Below are 19,433 nucleotides of genomic sequence, written 5' to 3' on the forward strand. Positions count from 1 at the left end.
GCTTTACTAATGATTGGATATGTAGTACAATCGTAACTTATTATGCGTTTATTTTAGGAGGATTATTATACGATGTGGATTGCAGATGGATGGAAAGATTATGAGGTGATTGATACTTCCTGTGGGGAGAAGCTGGAGCGTTGGGGGGATTATCTTCTGGTGAGGCCGGATCCGCAGGTTATATGGGATACGCCGAAGGTAAATAAGGGCTGGAAGCATATGAACGGGCATTATCACAGAAGTAAGAAGGGCGGCGGTGAATGGGAGTTTTTTGATCTGCCCGAGCAGTGGGATATTCATTATAAGGGACTTACCTTTAATTTGAAACCTTTTAGTTTTAAGCATACCGGGCTTTTTCCGGAGCAGGCGGTGAATTGGGACTGGTTTGGCAATAAGATCCGCAATGCGGGACGTCCGGTGAAGGTGTTGAATCTTTTTGCATATACAGGTGGTGCGACTCTGGCGGCAGCGGCTGCGGGAGCTTCTGTTACTCATGTGGATGCTTCTAAGGGTATGGTTACCTGGGCAAAGGAGAATGCGGTTGCTTCCGGTCTGGGAGATGCTCCGATCCGCTGGCTGGTGGATGACTGTGTGAAGTTTGTTGAGCGTGAGATTCGCAGAAGGAATCATTATGATGCGATCATTATGGATCCGCCTTCTTATGGACGTGGACCGAAAGGGGAGATCTGGAAGATTGAGGATTGTATCCATGACCTGATTAAGCTGTGTACAAAGATTCTCAGCGATGAGCCTTTGTTTTTCCTGATCAATTCCTATACAACAGGTCTGGCACCGGCAGTTCTTACTTATATGTTGTCTACTGAATTGAAAAAGTTCGGCGGGCATGTGGACTCTCAGGAGATCGGGCTTCCGGTAAGCTCTAACGGACTGGTTCTTCCATGTGGTGCTTCTGGAAGATGGGAGGTTATTAACAGTTAAATATAAATTATAAAATTATATAAGCACATGTTGAGTTTTATAAGATATTAGAGTAGAATATTATTGAAAGGAGTTGATACTTTGAGTAAATATTATTCTATACATGAATTTTCAAAAATTATAGGCGTATCTGCCCAGACATTACGAAATTGGGATGCCAATGGAAAACTTCATCCGCATCATACTACAGTAAGTGGCTATAGATATTATTCTGATGAGCAACTCAACCAGGTAATAAATGTAAAGCCTAAAAAACGCATTACAATTGGATATTGTCGCGTTTCCAGCCATAAACAGAAAGATGATCTGGAACGACAGATTGATAATGTTAAGACATATCTTTTGGCAAAAGGACAGCCATTTGAGGTAATAAGTGATATCGGTTCCGGGATTAATTATAAGAAAAAAGGACTTCAGGAATTGATCAGGCGAATATCTCAAAATCAGGTTGAAAAGGTTGTTGTTTTATATAAAGACCGGCTATTGCGATTTGGTTTTGAGCTGATAGAATATATCGCTTCACTTTATAATTGTGAGATTGAGATTATTGATAATACTGAAAAATCCGAACAGCAGGAACTTGTTGAGGATCTGGTTCAGATAATCACAGTATTCAGTTGTAAATTACAAGGAAAACGAGCGAATAAAGCTAAGAAACTTATCCGGGAACTGATACAGGAGGAAACAGATGGTAAAAGCCATAAAAGTAATGCTGATACCAAATAATGTACAGAAAACTAAGATGTTTCAGTACGCAGGTGCTTCAAGATTTGCTTATAACTGGGCTTTGGCCAGGGAAATAGAAAACTATGAAAAAGGTGAAAAATTCATTTCAGATGCAGAACTCAGAAAAGAATTTACAAAGCTTAGACATTCTGATGAATATGCATGGTTACTGAGTATTTCAAATAATGTAACCAAACAGGCGATCAAAGATGCCTGTACTGCTTATAAGAATTTTTTCAAAGGTTTGCAGAAATTCCCAAGATTCAAGTCAAAAAAGAGATCAATGCCGAAGTTCTATCAGGACAACGTTAAGATACGATTCAGTAATACCCACGTTAAATTTGAAGGCTTTTCCTCCAGCAGGAAGGCAAATAAGCAAAAAATGAATTGGGTAAGACTTGCAGAACATGGAAGGATTCCGACAGATGCTAAATATATGAATCCGCGAATATCCTTTGACGGATTGAACTGGTGGATCAGTGTATGTGTAGAATTTCCTGACTGCAGGGAAACACTTAATGATGACGGAGTCGGCATAGACCTGGGAATCAAAGATCTGGCGATCTGTTCTGATGGAACTAAGTATAAGAACATCAATAAGAGTCAGAAAGTAAAGAAACTAGAAAAACAGAAACGCAGATTACAGCGTAGTATCTCTCGTTCTTACGAGAAAAATAAGAAAGGAGAAAGTTACTGTAAAACAAATAATGTAATCAAAAAGGAAAAACTTTTATTAAAACGAAATCACAGATTAACAAACATCCGTAAAAATTATTTAAATCAGACCATATCGGAGATCGTAAATCGAAAACCAAGATTTATATGTATTGAAGATCTGAATGTCAGCGGAATGATGAAAAACAGACATTTATCCAAAGCAGTTCAGGAACAGGGATTTTTTTGGTTTAGAAAACAGCTTGAATATAAGTGCAGCGATAAAGGGATCCAGCTTATTGTGGCTGATCGGTTTTATCCATCATCAAAGCTTTGCAGCTGTTGTGGAAATATCAAAAAAGATCTGAAGTTATCTGACAGAGTTTATAGATGTGAGTGTGGGAATATGATTGACAGAGATTTCCAGGCATCTATAAATCTCAAGACTTATGGAGAACAATTTGCAAGCTGACACTGAAACGTTAATGCAAATATGTACGGATACGTTAGTCCGGAATTTACGCCTATGGAGAGTACAGGAACTTGTGAGTAGATTGATATTTATATCATCAAAAGCATACTCGTTGAAGTAGGAATGGAACATAGAAGTTTATAACTTTTTATAAGTTTTCAGTAACGGTTAAATTAAATGAAAGTAATGCTTGTTAACGGAAGCAGTCATCTGCATGGAACAACAATGACAGCTTTGGAAGAAATGATAAAGGTATTTCATTCAGAAGAAGTAGAGACAGAGGTTGTTCAGCTTGGAGGAAAGCCTATAGCAGATTGTCTTCAATGTAATGTCTGTCAAAAAACAGGAAAGTGTGTGATTAAAAATGATGGCGTGAATGAATTTGTTGAAAAGGCTAAAACAGCAGATGGCTTTGTATTTGCAACACCAGTATATTTTGCACATCCAAGTGGACGTATTTATGATTTTTTGGACAGAGTTTTTTACAGTGCCGGAGGTTATGACGCCTTCAAATTTAAACCGGGTGCTGCTGTTGCAGTAGCAAGAAGAGGAGGAACCACGGCAGCTCTTGATGGGATCAATAAATATTTGGGGATTGCACAGATGCCAGTCGCCGGTTCTACCTATTGGAACATGGTATATGGTCTTTACGGAGAAGAAGCTTTTCAGGATGAAGAAGGTATGCAGACCATGCGGAATCTTGCACGAAACATGATATGGATGATGCGCTGTTTTAAACTTGGAAGAGAGAGTGGTATTCTGTATCCGGAAACAGAAACTGATGCTTGTACCAATTTCATAAAACGAAGTGATACGTTACGTTAAGCCGATGGCTTTAATTGGAAGTTTTGGAATTAAAAACTGCATGAAAATGTGCTATGATAAAATTGATAAATTAGGATTTAGAGGATGTGAATGAGCAGCATGAAGAAAACAAAAGAAGGAATTAATTTGAAAAAACTCCTTAGGCTGAAGAATACAGGCAGTATCTTTGTGATTGCGGGGCTTTTGATGATTTTTGTAATAGCGTCGTACACATATATTCTGCAAAGTTCTTACACTAAGACCGCCCTTGAAACAGAAATCACACGTGACACAGCGAGTGCAGATGCAGTACACAAACTTGTGAATGGAAGAATCGGAAAAGAAGATTTTGATCAAATCAAAGATCAATCTGATGAAAAGAAGCAATTATATAAGGATATTTCTTCATATTTCAATGAAATCAGAACACTGAATTCTACTCGATATATTTACACCGCTAAAAAAAATGAAGAAGGAAAACTCGTTTATGTGGTAGACGGTTTGGATCCGGATGCGGATGATGTAAGACGCCCTGGAGATTATATTGAGGAAGAAATGGTTCCGTATATTGATAGGGCTATTTCTGGGGAGAATGTATACTCTCAGGATATCATTGATACAACATGGGGCCCGATTTTTACGGCTTGCTATCCTGTAAGCGCAAACTATGATGGGACAGGAGAAATCATTGGCGCATTTTGCATTGAAATGGATATGCAATCAGCTTATGGAATGGTTGAAAAGACGAATCATATTTCCATCATCTGCGGTTTAGTCGCAGGAGCTGTATTGCTTTTAATTTGTCTATATACCTATTATGTTTACCAGAAAAGCAAGGCAGAAGAGCAAAAACAAAAACAATTATTAATGACCGCCGCTGAGGAAGCAGATGCTGCCAACAAAGCAAAATCTGCGTTTTTGCTTAGTATTAGCCATGACATCAGAACGCCGATGAATGCCATTATTGGATTTACAAACATTGCGCTTCACCAGAACACGGTTTCAGATATTCATGATAGCTTGGAGAAAGTTCAAAAAAGTTCGAATCATCTTCTCTCTTTGTTGAATGACGTTCTGGATTTTACTCGCATTGAAAGTGGAAAAGTTACTATTTCGCCCGAGCCAATGGACATTACTCAATTGACAGATAACGTCCAGGCGATTATGAATGGACTTCTTTATAATCGAGATCTTAAGTTTGAAGTACATCGAGAAATCTCAAAGAACCCATATGTCCTTGCGGATGTTGTGCGTATCCGAGAAGTTTTGGTGAATCTTCTGGGCAATGCTGTGAAATTCACAAAGGACGGCGGAAAGATTACTTTGGATATCAGCAGTTACCCAGGAGCGGATGAGAAACATATCATAACTCGTTATGTTGTTCGAGATAATGGTATTGGCATGAGCGAAGAGTTCCAGAAAAAATTATTCGATCCGTTTTCACAAGAAGATGATGCTAATGCCAGAACCCAATATAAGGGAACCGGTCTTGGTATGGCCATCACAAAAAAATATGTGGATATGATGGGCGGTTCAATTGCTGTTGAGAGCAAAAAAGGTGTAGGTTCTACATTCACAGTGGAGATCCCACTGGAGTTGACAGAACAGGTTATTCAATCAGAACAAAAACAACATCTGCATAGAGATTTGACGGGTATTCATGTTCTTATGGCTGAGGATAATGATTTAAATGCTGAACTTGCTACGATAATGCTAGAAGATGCTGGTATGACCGTAACACGCGCATCAGACGGAAAAGAAGTTGTGAATTTGTTTAAAAATCATCCACGAGGCACATACGATTTTATTTTGATGGATATTATGATGCCAAACATGGATGGACACCAAGCAGCAAAAGCCATTCGAGCATTGGGTATAGAGCGGTCCGATGCAGTTACGATTCCAATTGTAGCTTTGTCTGCAAATGCTTTTATAGATGATATTCAGGAATCCCTGGATTCAGGCATGAATGACCATATTTCCAAGCCGATTAACATGGAGGAATTAATCGATACTATCACTAAATACATTAAACACGATTAGGAAAACAAAGAAGTTAATTCTGATGAAAAGTTTGCACTGGTCTTGCACTGACTTTTCTCTTTTGATGTGATATTATTATAATCGCCAGAAAAGCAATGAGGGTCTACGGAGTTTTCCGTAGGCTCTTTTTTCTTGGCCGGATGCGTCTTTCATCCTTTCACGCATCCGTACATACGAAAGGAGGATTTTTTTTGTGAAAATCTTAGAAAACAATAACAAATCAAACAGCTTAGAAGAAAACTTAATTTTGGTTGAAACTATTCCGATAAAAGAATATACTTATAATAGGTTTGTTGTATCGTTTGGAGGAAAATTATGGATTATATAACAACGATCGAAATGTCAAAAATATGGGGAATTTCATCTAGAAGAATTTTTCTTTTATGTAGCCAGGGAAGAGTGCCTGGAGCAGAGAAAAAGGGAAAGACTTGGCTAATACCAAAAGATGCGGTAAAGCCAACAGATCCTCGAAAGAAAAATAGATGACGTATTGGAGATTATAATGCTTATGGGAAGACCAGAACATTGGTATATTTTAACAACTGTAGCAAGAATTCCCTCACCTCTATAGGGACGCCACTGAAAAAGTGGTCGTAAAATCATATATCTGATATAATTAAGGTATCATAATTGTCGGAGGTTGAAATGTTATCATCCCAACTAAAACTTAGCCTTAGTTATTATTCAGATTTATATGACATGATTGTTCCAAAAGATCATATTCTAAGAAAAATCAGGGAATTGGTCGATTTTTCTTTTATATATGATGAATTAAAAAATAAATATTGCCTTGATAATGGACGTAATGCAAAAAAACCTATATTGCTATTTAAATATCTGCTTTTAAAATATCTTTATAACCTTTCTGATAATGGTGTTGTTGAAAGATCACGATATGATATGTCTTTTAAATATTTTCTGGAATTAACGCCAGAAGAAGAGGTTATCCATCCTAGTCTTTTAACCAAATTCAGAAAGCAGCGTTTAAAAGATGAAAATATACTTGATCTGCTCATAAATAAAAGTGTAGAACTTGCCATAAATCAAGGTGTTTTAAAAAGCAATACTATAATTGTTGACTCAACTCATACAGAAGCCCGTTATCATAAAACTACTCAGAGAGAAATATTGAAAAAAGCCTCTACTTCTTTAAAAGCAGCTTTAAAAGATTCTGATAAAGACATTTATCTGCCAGATGAACCTGAAAAACGAGCTTCTTTAGATGAGTATAATGAATACTGTCATGAATTATTAAACACAGTTCAGGAAAGTCCGTATTCAGAACTGCCAACGATTAAAGAAGAATCTTCTATGTTATCCGAAATTTTGGATAATCAGATTGATTGTTATGATCAATCCATTGACCTGGATGCCCGGATTGGCCATAAAGCGGTCAATTCTTCTTTTTACGGATACAAAACTCATTTGGCCATGACAGATGAACGGATTATCACAGTAGCAACAATCACATCCGGCGAAGCATTTGATGGTCAGGAACTTCCAGTACTGGTTCAAAAAAGTAAAGCAGCAGGTGCAACCGTTAATGAAGTAATAGCAGATACCGCATATTCCACACTGGAAAATTTAAAAGATGCACAAAGCAATGACTATAAATTAATTTCAAAGCTTAACCCGAGCATCATAAAAGGGACTCGTTCAGAGGACGGCTTTATCTTTAATAAAGATGCGGATACCATGCAGTGCCCAGCGGGGCATTTGGCTATAAAATATCGAATTGACAAACGTAGTAATCAGAAAAAGAATACACGTATCAAATATTTTTTCGATATTAATAAATGCCATGTCTGTCCTTATCGTAATGGCTGCTATAAAGAAAATGCAAAAACCAAAACGTATAGTATCACTATTAAATCGGATTATCATAAAAATCAAGAAGCGTTTCAAAAAACACAATATTTCAAGGAACGTTTCAAAACCCGCTATATGATAGAGGCAAAAAATAGTGAATTAAAAAATATACACGGATATAGTCGTTGTGATGCTGCTGGACTATCAAACATGCAACTTCAAGGAGCAGTATCAATATTTGCAGTCAATTTAAAACGAATTTTAAAACTAAAGGGATAAGTCTGCCCAAATGAGGAAAAATAGGAAAATTCATCTCTCAAAAGGGTAGATTTTGCATCCCTCAAAACACTATTTTAGCAATATTTAATTATCAAGGAACATTTTTGCACATATTTGACACCCTGTGATACTAAACTTACCACTTTTTCAGTGGCGTCCTATAGGTGATGGGATGAATTGCACATTCGAGCATGTCTGCTCAAATTCATAAAAAATCGCAAAAACACTTGTTCTGATACAATAAATATATTATAATAGAAAAAAGAACAATATGCTCTTGGAATTTGGACGGTCGAAATAAGCAATAAGTGAGTGTACATAATGAGTTTAGATAATAATTCTCATTCAGTGTTTTTGTTTGATTCTGGTTATGAAATATAGCAGAAAGATGCTGGACGATAAGATGTCAGAGAGAACAAAAGAAATCTTTGAAATATAGCACCTGTTGAAACAATCCATCAGTATATAGAGAGTCAGGGTGAGAAAGATAAACCGGGCAGTAAAAATAAGGATCTATCCAAATAAAGAACAGATAACCCAGATAGAGAAGACAATCGGCTGCAGTCGTTTTCTCTATAACCGGATGCTTGCGGATAAGATCCGTTATTATCAGGAAGAAAAAAAGATGCTGAAAAATACGCCGGCCGGATATAAAAAAGAATATCCATGGCTGAAAGAGGTAGATTCTCTTGCGCTGGCGAATGTACAGTTAAATCTGGAAGGGGCTTTCCGGAAATTTTTCCGGGAACCGGGAGTGGGATTTCCGCATTATAAATCAAAAAAACATTCGCGGAAATCCTATACAACGAATATGGTAAATGGGAATATCTGTCTTGCAGGACAGGTTCCTGAAACTGCCAAAGATGCAGCCGGTAAAAATAAAACTCCACCGTATGATCCCGGAGGGATGGAAGCTGAAATCAGTGACTGTGAGCAGGGAACCGTCCGGAAAATATTTTGCCAGCCTGCTGTTCGACTGTGAAAACCAAACAGCGGAGAAAAGACAGGCGGAAAAATTCCTGGGGATGGATTTTGCCATGCATGGGATGTGTGTATTTTCTACCGGTGAAAGAGCCGGATATCCCATGTTTTACCGGAATGCAGAGAAAAAACTTGCCCGGGAACAGAGAAAACTTTCCAGATGTGAAAAGGGCAGCCGTAACTATCAGAAACAGAAGAAAAAGGTTGCTTTATATCATGAAAAGATAAAGAACCAGAGGAAGGATTTCCAGCATAAGCTCAGCCACAGCCTTGCAGAAGACTATGACGCAGTATGTGTGGAGGATCTGAACCTGAAGGGGATAGCCGGAGGCCTGCATTTCGGAAAAGGGATACAGGATAACGGATACGGTCAGTTCCTTTCCATGCTTGGATATAAGCTGGAAGAACGTGGAAAATATCTGATAAAAGTAGACAGATATTTTGCATCCAGTAAGATATGCAGCGTATGCGGACATAAGAAGAAAGAGCTGGCATTATCAGAACGGATATACCTATGCGAATGTGGAAACCGGATGGACCGGGATGTGAATGCGGCGGTCAATATTCTGAAAGAAGGAAAAAGAATATATAAAAAATGTGCATAATAGCACAGAAAAGATCCGTAACCGGATAAAAAAAGAACCGCGGGACACGCGGGGATAGCCTGTTTTAGCTTTGCCCTGAAGGGCAATTGAGCAGGAAGCTCCCACTTCAAAATCTGTAAGATTTAAGTGGCGAGAGCATGTCACGTATGATATACTGACCATAAAAGAAAAGCTTTTTGGAGAGGATGGAACCATTTTGATGAATAAAAAAGATACAAAGATCAACCGAAATGATATGCTGGAATTAACCCGCAGGATGACATTATCCAGAAACTGCTTTGTGCGTACAGCAGGAGCATATATAGATGATGAGGGATACATAGATAATACCTTCAATGTAAGCTTCAAAAATATGAGCAAACATGATCAGCAGGTAAATCTGGATCTTGCGAAAACCATTCCTTTTTCCAAAACAAATGAACAGTTAAAACGTTATAAATTCCCTGAAGGGGATATGGCATATGACAGCATCCATAAACTACTGATGGCATTATCACAATACGGATTAAAAGATGATCTTCTGGTTCAGACTCTCTGTGAACAGCTTGCGGAGGGAATCTGCAGGTACGAAGAGATTCATCAAATGGAACAAACCGTCTGCAGGGACAGGAGTTTGGAATTTATATTTATCATGGAATATATGATATTCCCAAGAAAGGCTCAGACCACAGCGAACAGTGGGAGTCAGAAGAAATATACAGTTTCCTGATCTGTGTGGTGGCTCCGGTAGATAAAGATTACAATGCCGGAACTCCAAAATGCGGCTTTATTTTCCCTGCCTTTGAAGACCGTTCCGCAGAACCTGGAAAAATAGATGTATTCTTTGAAATACCGGAGCATCCGGACGAAGGATTCCTGAACAGGATAATAGAGCAATAATCTGAACAAGGTGATCATTTATGAGGAGTGCGATAGATAAATTTTAATTATACCATATGCAATTCAATTTAGTCATTTTGTGTATAAATGACTAAATTGAATTGCGTGATGACTAAATTAACGATAAGGTGTTAGTTGATTTGTTAATGCAGGAATATTTCGGATAGAAGTTTTCTGTATTTTTAATGTTTTCGTGAAGAATAGGGTGATTATATGACAAAAATGACAGTGTATAGTCTTTCTATTGTACAAATGAAAAAAATTCAGGATGTAATGTTAAAAGCCTGTGCAGAGAATGAAGCTATTTGGAGAAATATATGGAAAGGTGGTATATGAATGAAGTGGGCAGATGGCAAGATACGATGCTGCTGGGCAAATCCGAGAAATGAGCGTTACATCCGTTATCACGATGAGGAGTGGGGTGTTCCGGTGCATGATGACCGGAAGCTCTTTGAAATGCTGATATTGGAGTGCTTTCAGGCGGGTCTGTCCTGGGAATGTGTTCTGAACAAGCGAGATGCTTTCCCGCAAGGCTTTTGACAACTTCGATCCGGAGAAAGTCAGTGCTTACACTGAGGACAAGCTGGAAGCACTGCGGAGTAATCCCGGCATCATACGAAACCGCCTGAAAATACAGGCTGCCGTTACCAATGCATGGGCATTCCTGGAAATTCAGAAGGAGTATGGCAGCTTTTCGGACTATATCTGGCATTGGACAGATGGCAAAGTAGTCTGTGAAACTGGACGGACAAGTTCGGAACTGTCTGACCGTATATCAAAAGATTTGAAAAAACGTGGTATGAAGTTCGTGGGGACAACGGTCATCTATGCCTATTTACAGGCAGTAGGAGTTCTCTGTGTCTCATGAGCAGGGCTGCTTTTTGGCAAATCAGAAAGCTGAGCATCATAATAGTTATTTATAAGACTTTTATTTCCTGATTTTTATCCATCCTGCATGAAGCAGATATACACCTGCCGGAATCAGGGAAAGCAGATGTATATTTGTGCAGCTGCCTGTTTCTGCATATGTCGGCAGAATGAGTGTATGAAATGCAAGATAAAGGTATGTGCCTGCAGCGATGAGATTACACAGAAAAAAACTCCAGCCGAAGATACCGGAAATAGAAGCTGTAAGAATGATGATCAGCGTCAGGGTATCAGGAACAAAGGGAAGATGAATAAAATCAAATTCAGGTTTCAGGGAGAGAAATGCGAGCACTGCGTAAAGAAAAAGCACTGCATTTAATGAACTCATGATCTTAAACGGTAAACTGTAAAAAGGTGTAACAGGGCAGTTGGGCCATAGTTCAACATCCAGTTTCTGTGCAAGCTGGGTTGCTGACTTTGTAAAGGTTATGTTTGTCATTACAACAGCTTTATCGCAGTCGTAGAAGTTTGCACCTGCATAGGCTTCCTGAACAGCTTTATTTCCAACGGGATGGGTGTAATATTTACATTGTATCCCGTATTTTTTTCGATGTTTGAAAGCAATGATATCGATTCCCTGGTCTCCGGAGCTTTGGGTTACTTTTATTTTAGAAAAATGCTTTCGCTTTAGTATCTTTGCACATTGATATTCAAATTCATATCCATCCATGTGTTGAGTCTCCTGTATTATATAAAATTGTATAGCAGTCCTCGTAAATGATACATTTAAGAGGATTGCTATAAAGAGATGCAGTGCATATTGCAATATATTATATCTGCAACATACCATTTATAGAAATTCAGGAAAATACTGTAAGTAATGAAATGGCTGGTGTTACGGTATTTTCCCTGAATTACGATAACAGTTTGCAGCAAAGTAAGAATACCATGTTTGATGATAAAGAACAAGTGTTTTGCGAAGAAAAAAGAAGAATGGGTTATTGTTTACTGGCTGGTTTACTGGTTGCGTTACTGATGGAACGTTACCGAGAATGGGGTAATAAACAGTAACGAGAATGGTTACTCTTTGCGGGAATTGTGTTATGATCAGTCTCTTGATTTATTGCTACTATGAAAAAAGTGGACAGTTTATAGCGAGCCTATTAAATGCACTATTTACGAGGATTGCTATAGTAATTATACAAAACCGTAAGAGGGGGAGGAACATTTGAAAAATTTTGAAGAAATTATGTCGGAACGAAAAAACCGTATAGAAGCCAGAAAGGACGAGCTGATCCGCAGGAGTCTACTGTTGAAGAATTTCTGGAAATGATCCAGAAAAATAAAAGGCCCTTTGATCTGCTGATGTCTTACTATCAGTGTGCTGTCATGGAGATTGAGACAAAATTCAGAGTGCTGAATCAGGAGTATTCCTTGGAATATGATAAAAATCCTATCGAGGGTATTAAAACCAGAATTAAATCTTATGACAGCATTGTGCGGAAAATACGCAGAAAAAATATTCCCATGTCTTTAACTGCTATAGAAGAAAATATCAAGGATATCGCAGGCGTCCGGGTAATCTGTTCTTTTCCGGAGGATATCTATGAGCTGGCAGACAGCTTTCTGCGTCAGGATGATATTGTACTGATCGAGAAAAAAGATTATATAAAAAATCCAAAACCCAGTGGTTACAGAAGCCTGCATCTGATCGTGCAGGTGCCTATCTTTCTGCAGAAAAACAAAAAAATGGTAAATGTGGAAGTCCAGTTTCGAACTATTGCCATGGATTTCTGGGCAAGTCTGGAACATAAGCTTCGCTATAAAAAAGATATCCCGGCAGATCAGGCACAGCAATTGCAGGAGGAGCTTCTGGCGTGTGCCACCCAGAGTGCTCAGTTGGATAACCGGATGCAGGAAATTTCGTAATCAACTGGTCAGCAGAGCTGATAAGGGCGAATCAATCCTGAGAAAGTTCCTTATTTCAGGAACTTCCTCAATAATTTTTCATAAATTTTTCTATATGGCTGGTATCTCATTGGCAAATCCAGCCATGTTTTTTTGTCTACAATACTCTTATAGTGGGAGAAGGTATGAAAACCGTCTTTGCCATGGTAGGAACCCATTCCGCTTTCACCAAAGCCGCCAAATCCCATCTCACTGGTTGCCAGGTGGATGATGGTGTCATTGACACATCCGCCTCCGAATCCACAGCGGGAAGTAACTTTTTCCGCAGCTTCTTTGTCGGAGGTGAAGATATATAGTGCCAGAGGATGTGCCATGGAGTTGACCTTTTCAATGGCCTCATCCAGGGAATCATAGGCCAGCACAGGAAGCACAGGACCGAAGATTTCCTCCTGCATTACTGCATCCCCGAAGGTTACATTATCCATAACAGTAGGAGCGATCTGAAGAGCTCCCGGATTGTTGTCACCGCCGCAGACTACCTTGCTGGGATCGATCAGATTGCAGATACGAGTAAAGTGCTTTTCATTAATAATTTTCCCATAATTCTTATTATTCAGAGGTGTGGAACCAAACTGTTTCCTGATCTGTTTCTGGATCTGTCGGATCAGTTCATCCTTGATTTCTCTGTCGCAGTAAATATAATCAGGTGCTACACAGGTCTGACCACAGTTGAGATATTTTCCAAATACAATTCTTCTGGCTGCAAGTTTCAGGTTGGCACTTTTCTCTACAATGCAGGGGCTTTTACCGCCCAGCTCCAGGGTAACGGGGGTCAGATGTACAGATGCTTTTGCCATTACTTCCCTGCCAACATGCTGGCTTCCTGTAAAGAAAATATAGTCAAAATGTTCATTGAGAAGAGTGTTATTTTCCGCACGTCCGCCGTTTACCACAGCCACATACTGGGGATCAAAACATTCGGTGATAATGGTTTCAATCACCCGGCTGGTGTGAGGAGAGTAGGCACTTGGTTTCAGTACAACTGTATTTCCGGCTGCAATCGCATCGATCAGCGGATCAATGGTGAGCAGGAAAGGATAATTCCATGGGCTCATAACCAGGACAACACCATAAGGAGATGGCTTCTTATAGCTTCTGGAAGCGAACTGGGCAAGGGGAGTCAGTACTGTTTTTTCTTTTGCATAGGAAGGTGTATGGCGGATCATGTAGCTGAGTTCTGAGAGCACAAGTCCCACTTCACACATATAGGATTCAAAGTTACTTTTTCCAAGGTCACGTTTCAGTGCTTCATTGATCAGTGGTTCATATTTCTGAATACAGGTCTTTAATTTTTTTAAGGCATCCAGCCTTTTTTCTACCGGTAAAGTGGCACCTGTGTAAAAATAGCTGCGTTGTTTCTGAACGATTTCTTTAATTTCTGTTTCTGTCATAATACATTATTTCCTTATATAATATAGATATCAGGTAACTATTGAGAGTCTGCAGGTTCCTGTATTTTGATATTTTTATAAAAAACGCTTTGCAGGATAGAAGAATATTAACAGTTACTTCTCAGCTTCTGAGGTATTTTCCTTGGAAGTCAGAGACATCAGCATGTAATAAAATTTCTCCAGTTCGGAGGCATCCATAAGCTTCGGCACAGGATACAGAGGATTGGCCTCTTTATCTGCATAATGGGCAAGCTTGGGGATATCTGTTTCCTGAATTTCTTTTACAATATTTACGATTCCAAATCGCTCTTTCATCTCTTCAATTGCCCGGATAAAAAGCTCTGCTGCTTCATGGTCCGGCGTATTTTTGTCTGCAAGTCCTGCTGCAATGGCAAGTCTGTGGAGCTTTTTGTCAATGCAGGAACCATATTCCCGAAGTACCAGCGGCAGCAGAATGGCATTGGCAAGTCCATGGGGAACGTTGTACTGTCCGCCCAGAGAGTGAGCGACTGCATGAACATATCCTACATAGGATTTGGTAAAAGCACAGCCTGCATAGAAGGAGGCGTGGAGCATATTTCGTCTTGCATGAATATTATCGCCATGCTCATAGGCAATATCTATATTTTCAAAAATCAGTTTTACCGCTTTTAATGCATCCCTGCGTGTATCAATGGTGGTGGAATTGCCGATATATGCCTCCACTGCGTGAGTCAGGGCATCCATACCTGTAGTTGCGGTGATAAATGGGGGCAGGCTTAAGGTAACCTTGGGATCCAGCACTGCATAGCGGGGAATCAGCGGGAAATCGTTGATCGCGTATTTGTATCTGGTGTCTGCATCTGTGATCACAGCGGCGAGAGTGGTCTCACTTCCTGTTCCGGCAGTGGTTGGAACTGCCATGAGAAGGGGAAGCTTCTTATGTACCTTCAGGATTCCCTTCATCTGAGCCAGAGACTGATTGGGTTTGACCGCACAGGCACCGACTGCCTTGGCACAGTCCATGCTGGAACCGCCGCCGAAACCGATGATGGCATCACAGCCTTCTTTATGGTAAAGCTCCAACGCCTCGCGGACATTGACAGTAGTAGGGTTGGCAACTGTTTTATCATAAATGGTATAGGGGATACCGGCCTCCTTTAAAGCTTTTTCCAGTCTTCGGGTAAGTCCAAGCTTCATGATACCGCCATCTGTAATGATTAATACATGAGTACATTTGTGGCGCATGATGATTTCAGGGAGTTCCTTGACGCTTCCTGCGATTTTAGGTTTTCTGTAAGGTAAAAAGGGAATTGCAATGTGAAAAGCTTTCTGAAAAGCCCTGCAATATATTTTTCTGAGAGTGTTCATGGATAATTCCTTTCCTGGGGGCAGCCTGCTACTTTGCAGACTGCCGGACAGCAGTTACTTCAGAAAAAATATAACAAGGTAAAAAAGAAAAGTCAATATATTTTGATGTTCAAAATTTATCTTTGGTAAAAGAGCTTATTCCGAGACATACGAGCCAAAATTCCATTGCCGCAGGCAATCTGGAATGAATTTTGGCTACGTTACTGTGAACGGAGTGAACAGTAACGAACATATCCATAAAATTTTACAAAACTACGAAAATCAGTTGACAATGGAGTAAGTTTATACTAACCTAAAGTTAGCAAAGTATAACAATATTGTAAAACAGCAGTGTTATTATATTAAAGAATTAAAGAAATTTGCTCCACAGGAAGTGGATATGAGGGAGGAATGAAAAAATGTTTCTGCAGATACAGGGAATTCAGAAGTCTTTTGGTGCAGGGGACAGCCGGGTGGATGTGCTTAAAGGGCTGGATCTTGACATTGAGAGAGGAGAGTTTTGTGTGCTTCTGGGTCCGTCTGGTTCCGGTAAGTCTACGCTTCTGAATATTATCGGTGGGATTGACAGTGCAGACGAGGGAAATCTGGTCATAGACGGGGAGCGTCTGGCAGATATGTCGGAGAAGAATCTGTCTTTGTACAGGCGTAAGCATCTGGGATATATTTTTCAGATGTATAATCTGATCCCCAATCTTACAGTGCGGGAGAATATAGAGGTGGGAGCCTATCTCAGTGATAAGCCTCTGGATGTAGATGAACTGCTCCATACGCTGGGAATCTATGAGCACCAGAGAAAGCTTCCCAATCAGCTTTCCGGCGGTCAGCAGCAAAGGACTGCCATTGGCAGAGCCATTGTAAAGAATCCGGATATTCTTCTTTGCGATGAGCCTACAGGAGCCCTGGATTATAATACCTCCAAGGAAATCCTGAAGCTGATCGAGACGGTAAACCAGAAATACGGCAACACCATCGTCATGGTAACGCATAACGATGCCATCAAAGATATGGCTGACCGGGTGGTGAAGCTTCGCGATGGGATGATCCGCAGAAAATTACCTCAATGAGCATAAGATCCCGGCAGCAGAGCTTGACTGGTAAGGAGGCATATGATGAAAAATCCTTTACGCAAACGTCTGCCCAGAGAACTGAAGGGAGAACTGGGCAAGTATCTGGTTGTATTTATCCTGATGGTTGCATCCATTGGATTTGTGTCAGGCTTTCTGGTTGCAGATAACAGTATGCTTATTGCTTACAATGAAGGTTTTGAGAAGTACAACATAGAAGACGGAAACTTTCGCACAGCAGAGCAAGTCCACAAAACCCAGAGAGAAGAAATAGAGGCGCTGGGTGTGAAGTTGTATGATAATTATTATGTGGAGGAACCTCTGGATAATGGAAGCACCATGCGTTTTTTTAAAAACAGGCAGCAGGTGGACAAGGTCTGCCTGATGAAGGGAGAGCTGCCTGCCAGGACAGGAGAGATTGCCATTGACAGAATGTATGCAGACAACAACAATCTGTCTGTGGGAGATACGCTCCGGAGCGGAAAAAGAACCTGGAAAATTACCGGCCTGGTGGCACTTTCCGACTACAGTTGCCTGTTTCAGAATAACAACGATTCCATGTTTGATGCTGTGAAATTTGGGGTTTCTGTTGTGACTGAGGAGGAGTTTGATTCTTTGGAGCAGGAAAAAACTGCAGTACAATTATTCCTGGATCTATGACGAAAAACCGAAGACAGAAAAGGAAGAGAAAGAAGTTTCCGAGGATCTGATGGAGGATATGGGAAAGATTGTCACACTGGAGGCTTTTGTACCCCGGTATCTGAATCAGGCCATTACTTTTACAGGGGATGATATGGGTGGAGACAAGGCCATGATGATCATGCTTCTTTATATTATTATGGTGATTATGGCCTTTGTATTCGGAATTACCATCAGCAATACGATACGGAAAGAAGCCGGTGTTATCGGTACCTTACGTGCGTCCGGATATACCAGACAGGAACTGATTCTTCACTATATGACACTTCCGGTGCTGGTTACTTTTGTGGGTGCACTGATCGGAAATATCCTTGGATACACTGTATTAAAGGATGTATGTGCAGATATGTATTATGGAAGCTATAGTCTTCCGACTTATGTGACCGTATGGAATGGGGAGGCATTTGGGCTTACAACTCTGGTTCCGGTAGTTATTATGCTGGTGGTAAATTACGGAGTGCTCAGACATAAGCTGAAGCTGTCACCGTTAAAATTCCTGCGCAGGGATCTGTCGGGAAGAAAGCAGAAGAGGGCAATTTATCTGAGTCCGAAGATGAAAATCTTTTCCAGATTCCGGCTTCGGGTGATTTTTCAGAATATGAGTAATTATATGGTTCTGTTTATCGGGATCCTGTTTGCAAATCTGCTGCTGATGTTCGGATTGCTGCTTCCTTCGGCACTGTCCCATTACCAGGTGGAAATCCAGAACAATATGCTGGCAAAATACCAGTATATGCTTCAGGTTCCGGTCAGCGCAGTAAGTGGAAATAAATTTGACGGTCTGATCTCTCAGCTGGAGTTTTATATGGATTCCAGAACAGACAATGAAGATGCAGAGGAATTTTCTGCTTATTCCCTGAATACACTGCCAGGAAAATATAAGAGTGAGGAAGTACTGCTTTACGGGATCGAACCGGACAGCAGGTATGTAACGATAGATTTTAATAATACAAAAGATAAAAAAGATGAAGCGGTGAATAAAGAAAAAGCAGATAACAAGAATACGGCAAATGCAGAAAAAGAAAGCGCAGCAGTTTATATTTCGAGCGCATATGCGGATAAATTCCTGCTTCATGTGGGGGATACCATCACTCTGAAAGAAAAATACGAAAAAGAGAAATATTCGTTTAAAATAGCAGGAGTTTATGGTTATACGGCTGCCTTGTGTGTGTTTATGCCCCGCAGTGAACTGAATGATATTTTTGATCTGGGAGAGGATTATTACAGTGGGTATTTCTCAGATACAGAGCTTACAGATATCAAGAGCCAGTATATAGGATCTGTAGTTGACCTTGATGCACTGACAAAGATCTCCAGACAGCTGGATGTATCCATGGGAAGTATGATGGGTATGGTAAACGGATTTGCCATTATGATCTATATGGTACTGATCTATCTTCTTTCCAAGATCATTATCGAAAAAAATGCCCAGTCTATTTCAATGGTAAAAATCCTGGGCTATACAAATGGCGAGATCAGCAAGCTATATATTATGTCCACGTCTTTGGTGGTGGTGTTCTGTCTGCTTTTGAGTCTGCCGCTAGAAACAGTAATCATGAAAGTTCTGTTTCGGGAGATGATGCTGTCCAGTATTTCCGGATGGATCACGCTCTGGATCGACCCGATGATCTATGTGCAGATGTTTGCAGCAGGAATCATTACATACGGAATCGTTGCTTTGCTGGAATTTCGGAGAGTGAAGAAGGTTCCTATGGATGAAGCCTTAAAAAATGTCGAGTAGGACAAAATTTGATAAAAATTTGACATTATCTGGAATTTGTGATACGGTTACACAGGAAACTGTTAGAGCGACACGCTCTAGAGTGTGTTTGAAAAATAAAAATTGCACAAAACGCATGTTTTATTTCCCTTTTTCATGATAAAATAAAGAAAAAGGGGTGTT

General features: G+C 40.0%; 15 protein-coding genes and 4 pseudogenes. 16 read left to right on the top strand and 3 right to left on the bottom strand.

Features of this window, described 5'->3' with window-relative positions:
* Positions 1–72 precede the first annotated feature (72 nt).
* The 12 genes and pseudogenes from AC075L_RS02450 (at position 73) to AC075L_RS02505 (ending at position 11,114) form a co-directional block, all read left to right on the top strand.
* On the top strand, positions 73–939 hold the full coding sequence (locus AC075L_RS02450) for a class I SAM-dependent methyltransferase (protein ID WP_118633589.1): 867 nt from the start codon (positions 73–75) through the stop codon (positions 937–939).
* Positions 940–1,020: 81 nt separating this feature from the next.
* Positions 1,021–1,665: an IS607 family transposase gene (locus AC075L_RS02455; protein WP_476387087.1), complete on the top strand. Its 645-nt coding sequence runs from the start codon at positions 1,021–1,023 to the stop codon at positions 1,663–1,665.
* On the top strand, positions 1,628–2,791 hold the full coding sequence (locus AC075L_RS02460) for an RNA-guided endonuclease InsQ/TnpB family protein (protein WP_476387088.1): 1,164 nt from the start codon (positions 1,628–1,630) through the stop codon (positions 2,789–2,791). The genes AC075L_RS02455 and AC075L_RS02460 overlap by 38 nt, the downstream gene beginning before the upstream one ends.
* A gap of 177 nt (positions 2,792–2,968) precedes the next feature.
* A complete protein-coding gene (locus AC075L_RS02465; RefSeq protein WP_008704278.1) occupies positions 2,969–3,616 on the top strand; it encodes a flavodoxin family protein in 648 nt (215 codons plus the stop codon).
* Between the two features lie 99 nt (positions 3,617–3,715).
* Positions 3,716–5,638 carry an ATP-binding protein gene (locus AC075L_RS02470; RefSeq protein ID WP_008704277.1) on the top strand — a complete coding sequence of 641 codons (1,923 nt, stop codon included), beginning with the start codon at positions 3,716–3,718 and terminating at the stop codon, positions 5,636–5,638.
* 193 nt (positions 5,639–5,831) lie between these two features.
* Complete coding sequence (locus tag AC075L_RS02475) at positions 5,832–5,966, top strand: hypothetical protein (protein ID WP_256387801.1); 135 nt, start codon at positions 5,832–5,834, stop codon at positions 5,964–5,966.
* Positions 5,954–6,124 (top strand): MerR family transcriptional regulator, encoded by a 171-nt coding sequence (locus AC075L_RS02480; RefSeq protein WP_008704276.1) that lies wholly within the window; start codon positions 5,954–5,956, stop codon positions 6,122–6,124. The genes AC075L_RS02475 and AC075L_RS02480 overlap by 13 nt, the downstream gene beginning before the upstream one ends.
* Positions 6,125–6,283: 159 nt before the next feature.
* A complete protein-coding gene (locus tag AC075L_RS02485; protein ID WP_062807668.1) occupies positions 6,284–7,726 on the top strand; it encodes an IS1182 family transposase in 1,443 nt (480 codons plus the stop codon).
* A 478-nt stretch (positions 7,727–8,204) separates the two neighbouring features.
* A complete protein-coding gene (locus AC075L_RS02490; protein ID WP_476387089.1) occupies positions 8,205–8,708 on the top strand; it encodes a helix-turn-helix domain-containing protein in 504 nt (167 codons plus the stop codon).
* The gene (locus tag AC075L_RS02495; protein WP_476387091.1) at positions 8,620–9,312 is read left to right on the top strand and encodes an RNA-guided endonuclease InsQ/TnpB family protein; all 693 of its coding nucleotides are present in this window, start codon (positions 8,620–8,622) and stop codon (positions 9,310–9,312) included. The genes AC075L_RS02490 and AC075L_RS02495 overlap by 89 nt, the downstream gene beginning before the upstream one ends.
* 199 nt (positions 9,313–9,511) lie before the next feature.
* Positions 9,512–10,021, top strand: coding sequence for a DUF4317 family protein (locus AC075L_RS02500; RefSeq protein WP_476387092.1), 510 nt, complete (start codon positions 9,512–9,514; stop codon positions 10,019–10,021).
* A gap of 506 nt (positions 10,022–10,527) precedes the next feature.
* Positions 10,528–11,114, top strand: a pseudogene (locus AC075L_RS02505) (DNA-3-methyladenine glycosylase I).
* Positions 11,115–11,119: 5 nt separating this feature from the next.
* On the opposite strand, the gene AC075L_RS02510 reads toward AC075L_RS02505, so the two are convergent.
* The gene (locus tag AC075L_RS02510) at positions 11,120–11,788 is read right to left on the bottom strand and encodes a restriction endonuclease (protein WP_022381292.1); all 669 of its coding nucleotides are present in this window, start codon (positions 11,786–11,788) and stop codon (positions 11,120–11,122) included.
* Between the two features lie 83 nt (positions 11,789–11,871).
* Between AC075L_RS02510 and AC075L_RS02515 the strand changes: the two genes are divergently transcribed.
* Both AC075L_RS02515 and AC075L_RS02520 read left to right on the top strand, forming a co-directional pair.
* Complete coding sequence (locus AC075L_RS02515; RefSeq protein ID WP_476387090.1) at positions 11,872–12,129, top strand: hypothetical protein; 258 nt, start codon at positions 11,872–11,874, stop codon at positions 12,127–12,129.
* Positions 12,130–12,307: 178 nt separating this feature from the next.
* Positions 12,308–12,987: pseudogene (locus tag AC075L_RS02520) on the top strand (GTP pyrophosphokinase).
* A 50-nt stretch (positions 12,988–13,037) separates the two neighbouring features.
* Here the strand turns inward: AC075L_RS02520 and AC075L_RS02525 are convergent.
* Positions 13,038–14,417: an aldehyde dehydrogenase gene (locus AC075L_RS02525; RefSeq protein ID WP_118409707.1), complete on the bottom strand. Its 1,380-nt coding sequence runs from the start codon at positions 14,415–14,417 to the stop codon at positions 13,038–13,040.
* Between the two features lie 114 nt (positions 14,418–14,531).
* The gene (locus AC075L_RS02530; protein WP_055201531.1) at positions 14,532–15,767 is read right to left on the bottom strand and encodes an iron-containing alcohol dehydrogenase; all 1,236 of its coding nucleotides are present in this window, start codon (positions 15,765–15,767) and stop codon (positions 14,532–14,534) included.
* Positions 15,768–16,165: 398 nt separating this feature from the next.
* Here AC075L_RS02530 and AC075L_RS02535 point away from each other — a divergent pair.
* Positions 16,166–16,865: pseudogene (locus AC075L_RS02535) on the top strand (ABC transporter ATP-binding protein).
* Positions 16,866–16,876: 11 nt separating this feature from the next.
* A pseudogene (locus tag AC075L_RS02540) lies at positions 16,877–19,271 on the top strand (ABC transporter permease).
* Positions 19,272–19,433: the final 162 nt, after the last annotated feature.

It is taken from the genome of Blautia sp. ZXY-1-B12 (assembly GCF_056339915.1).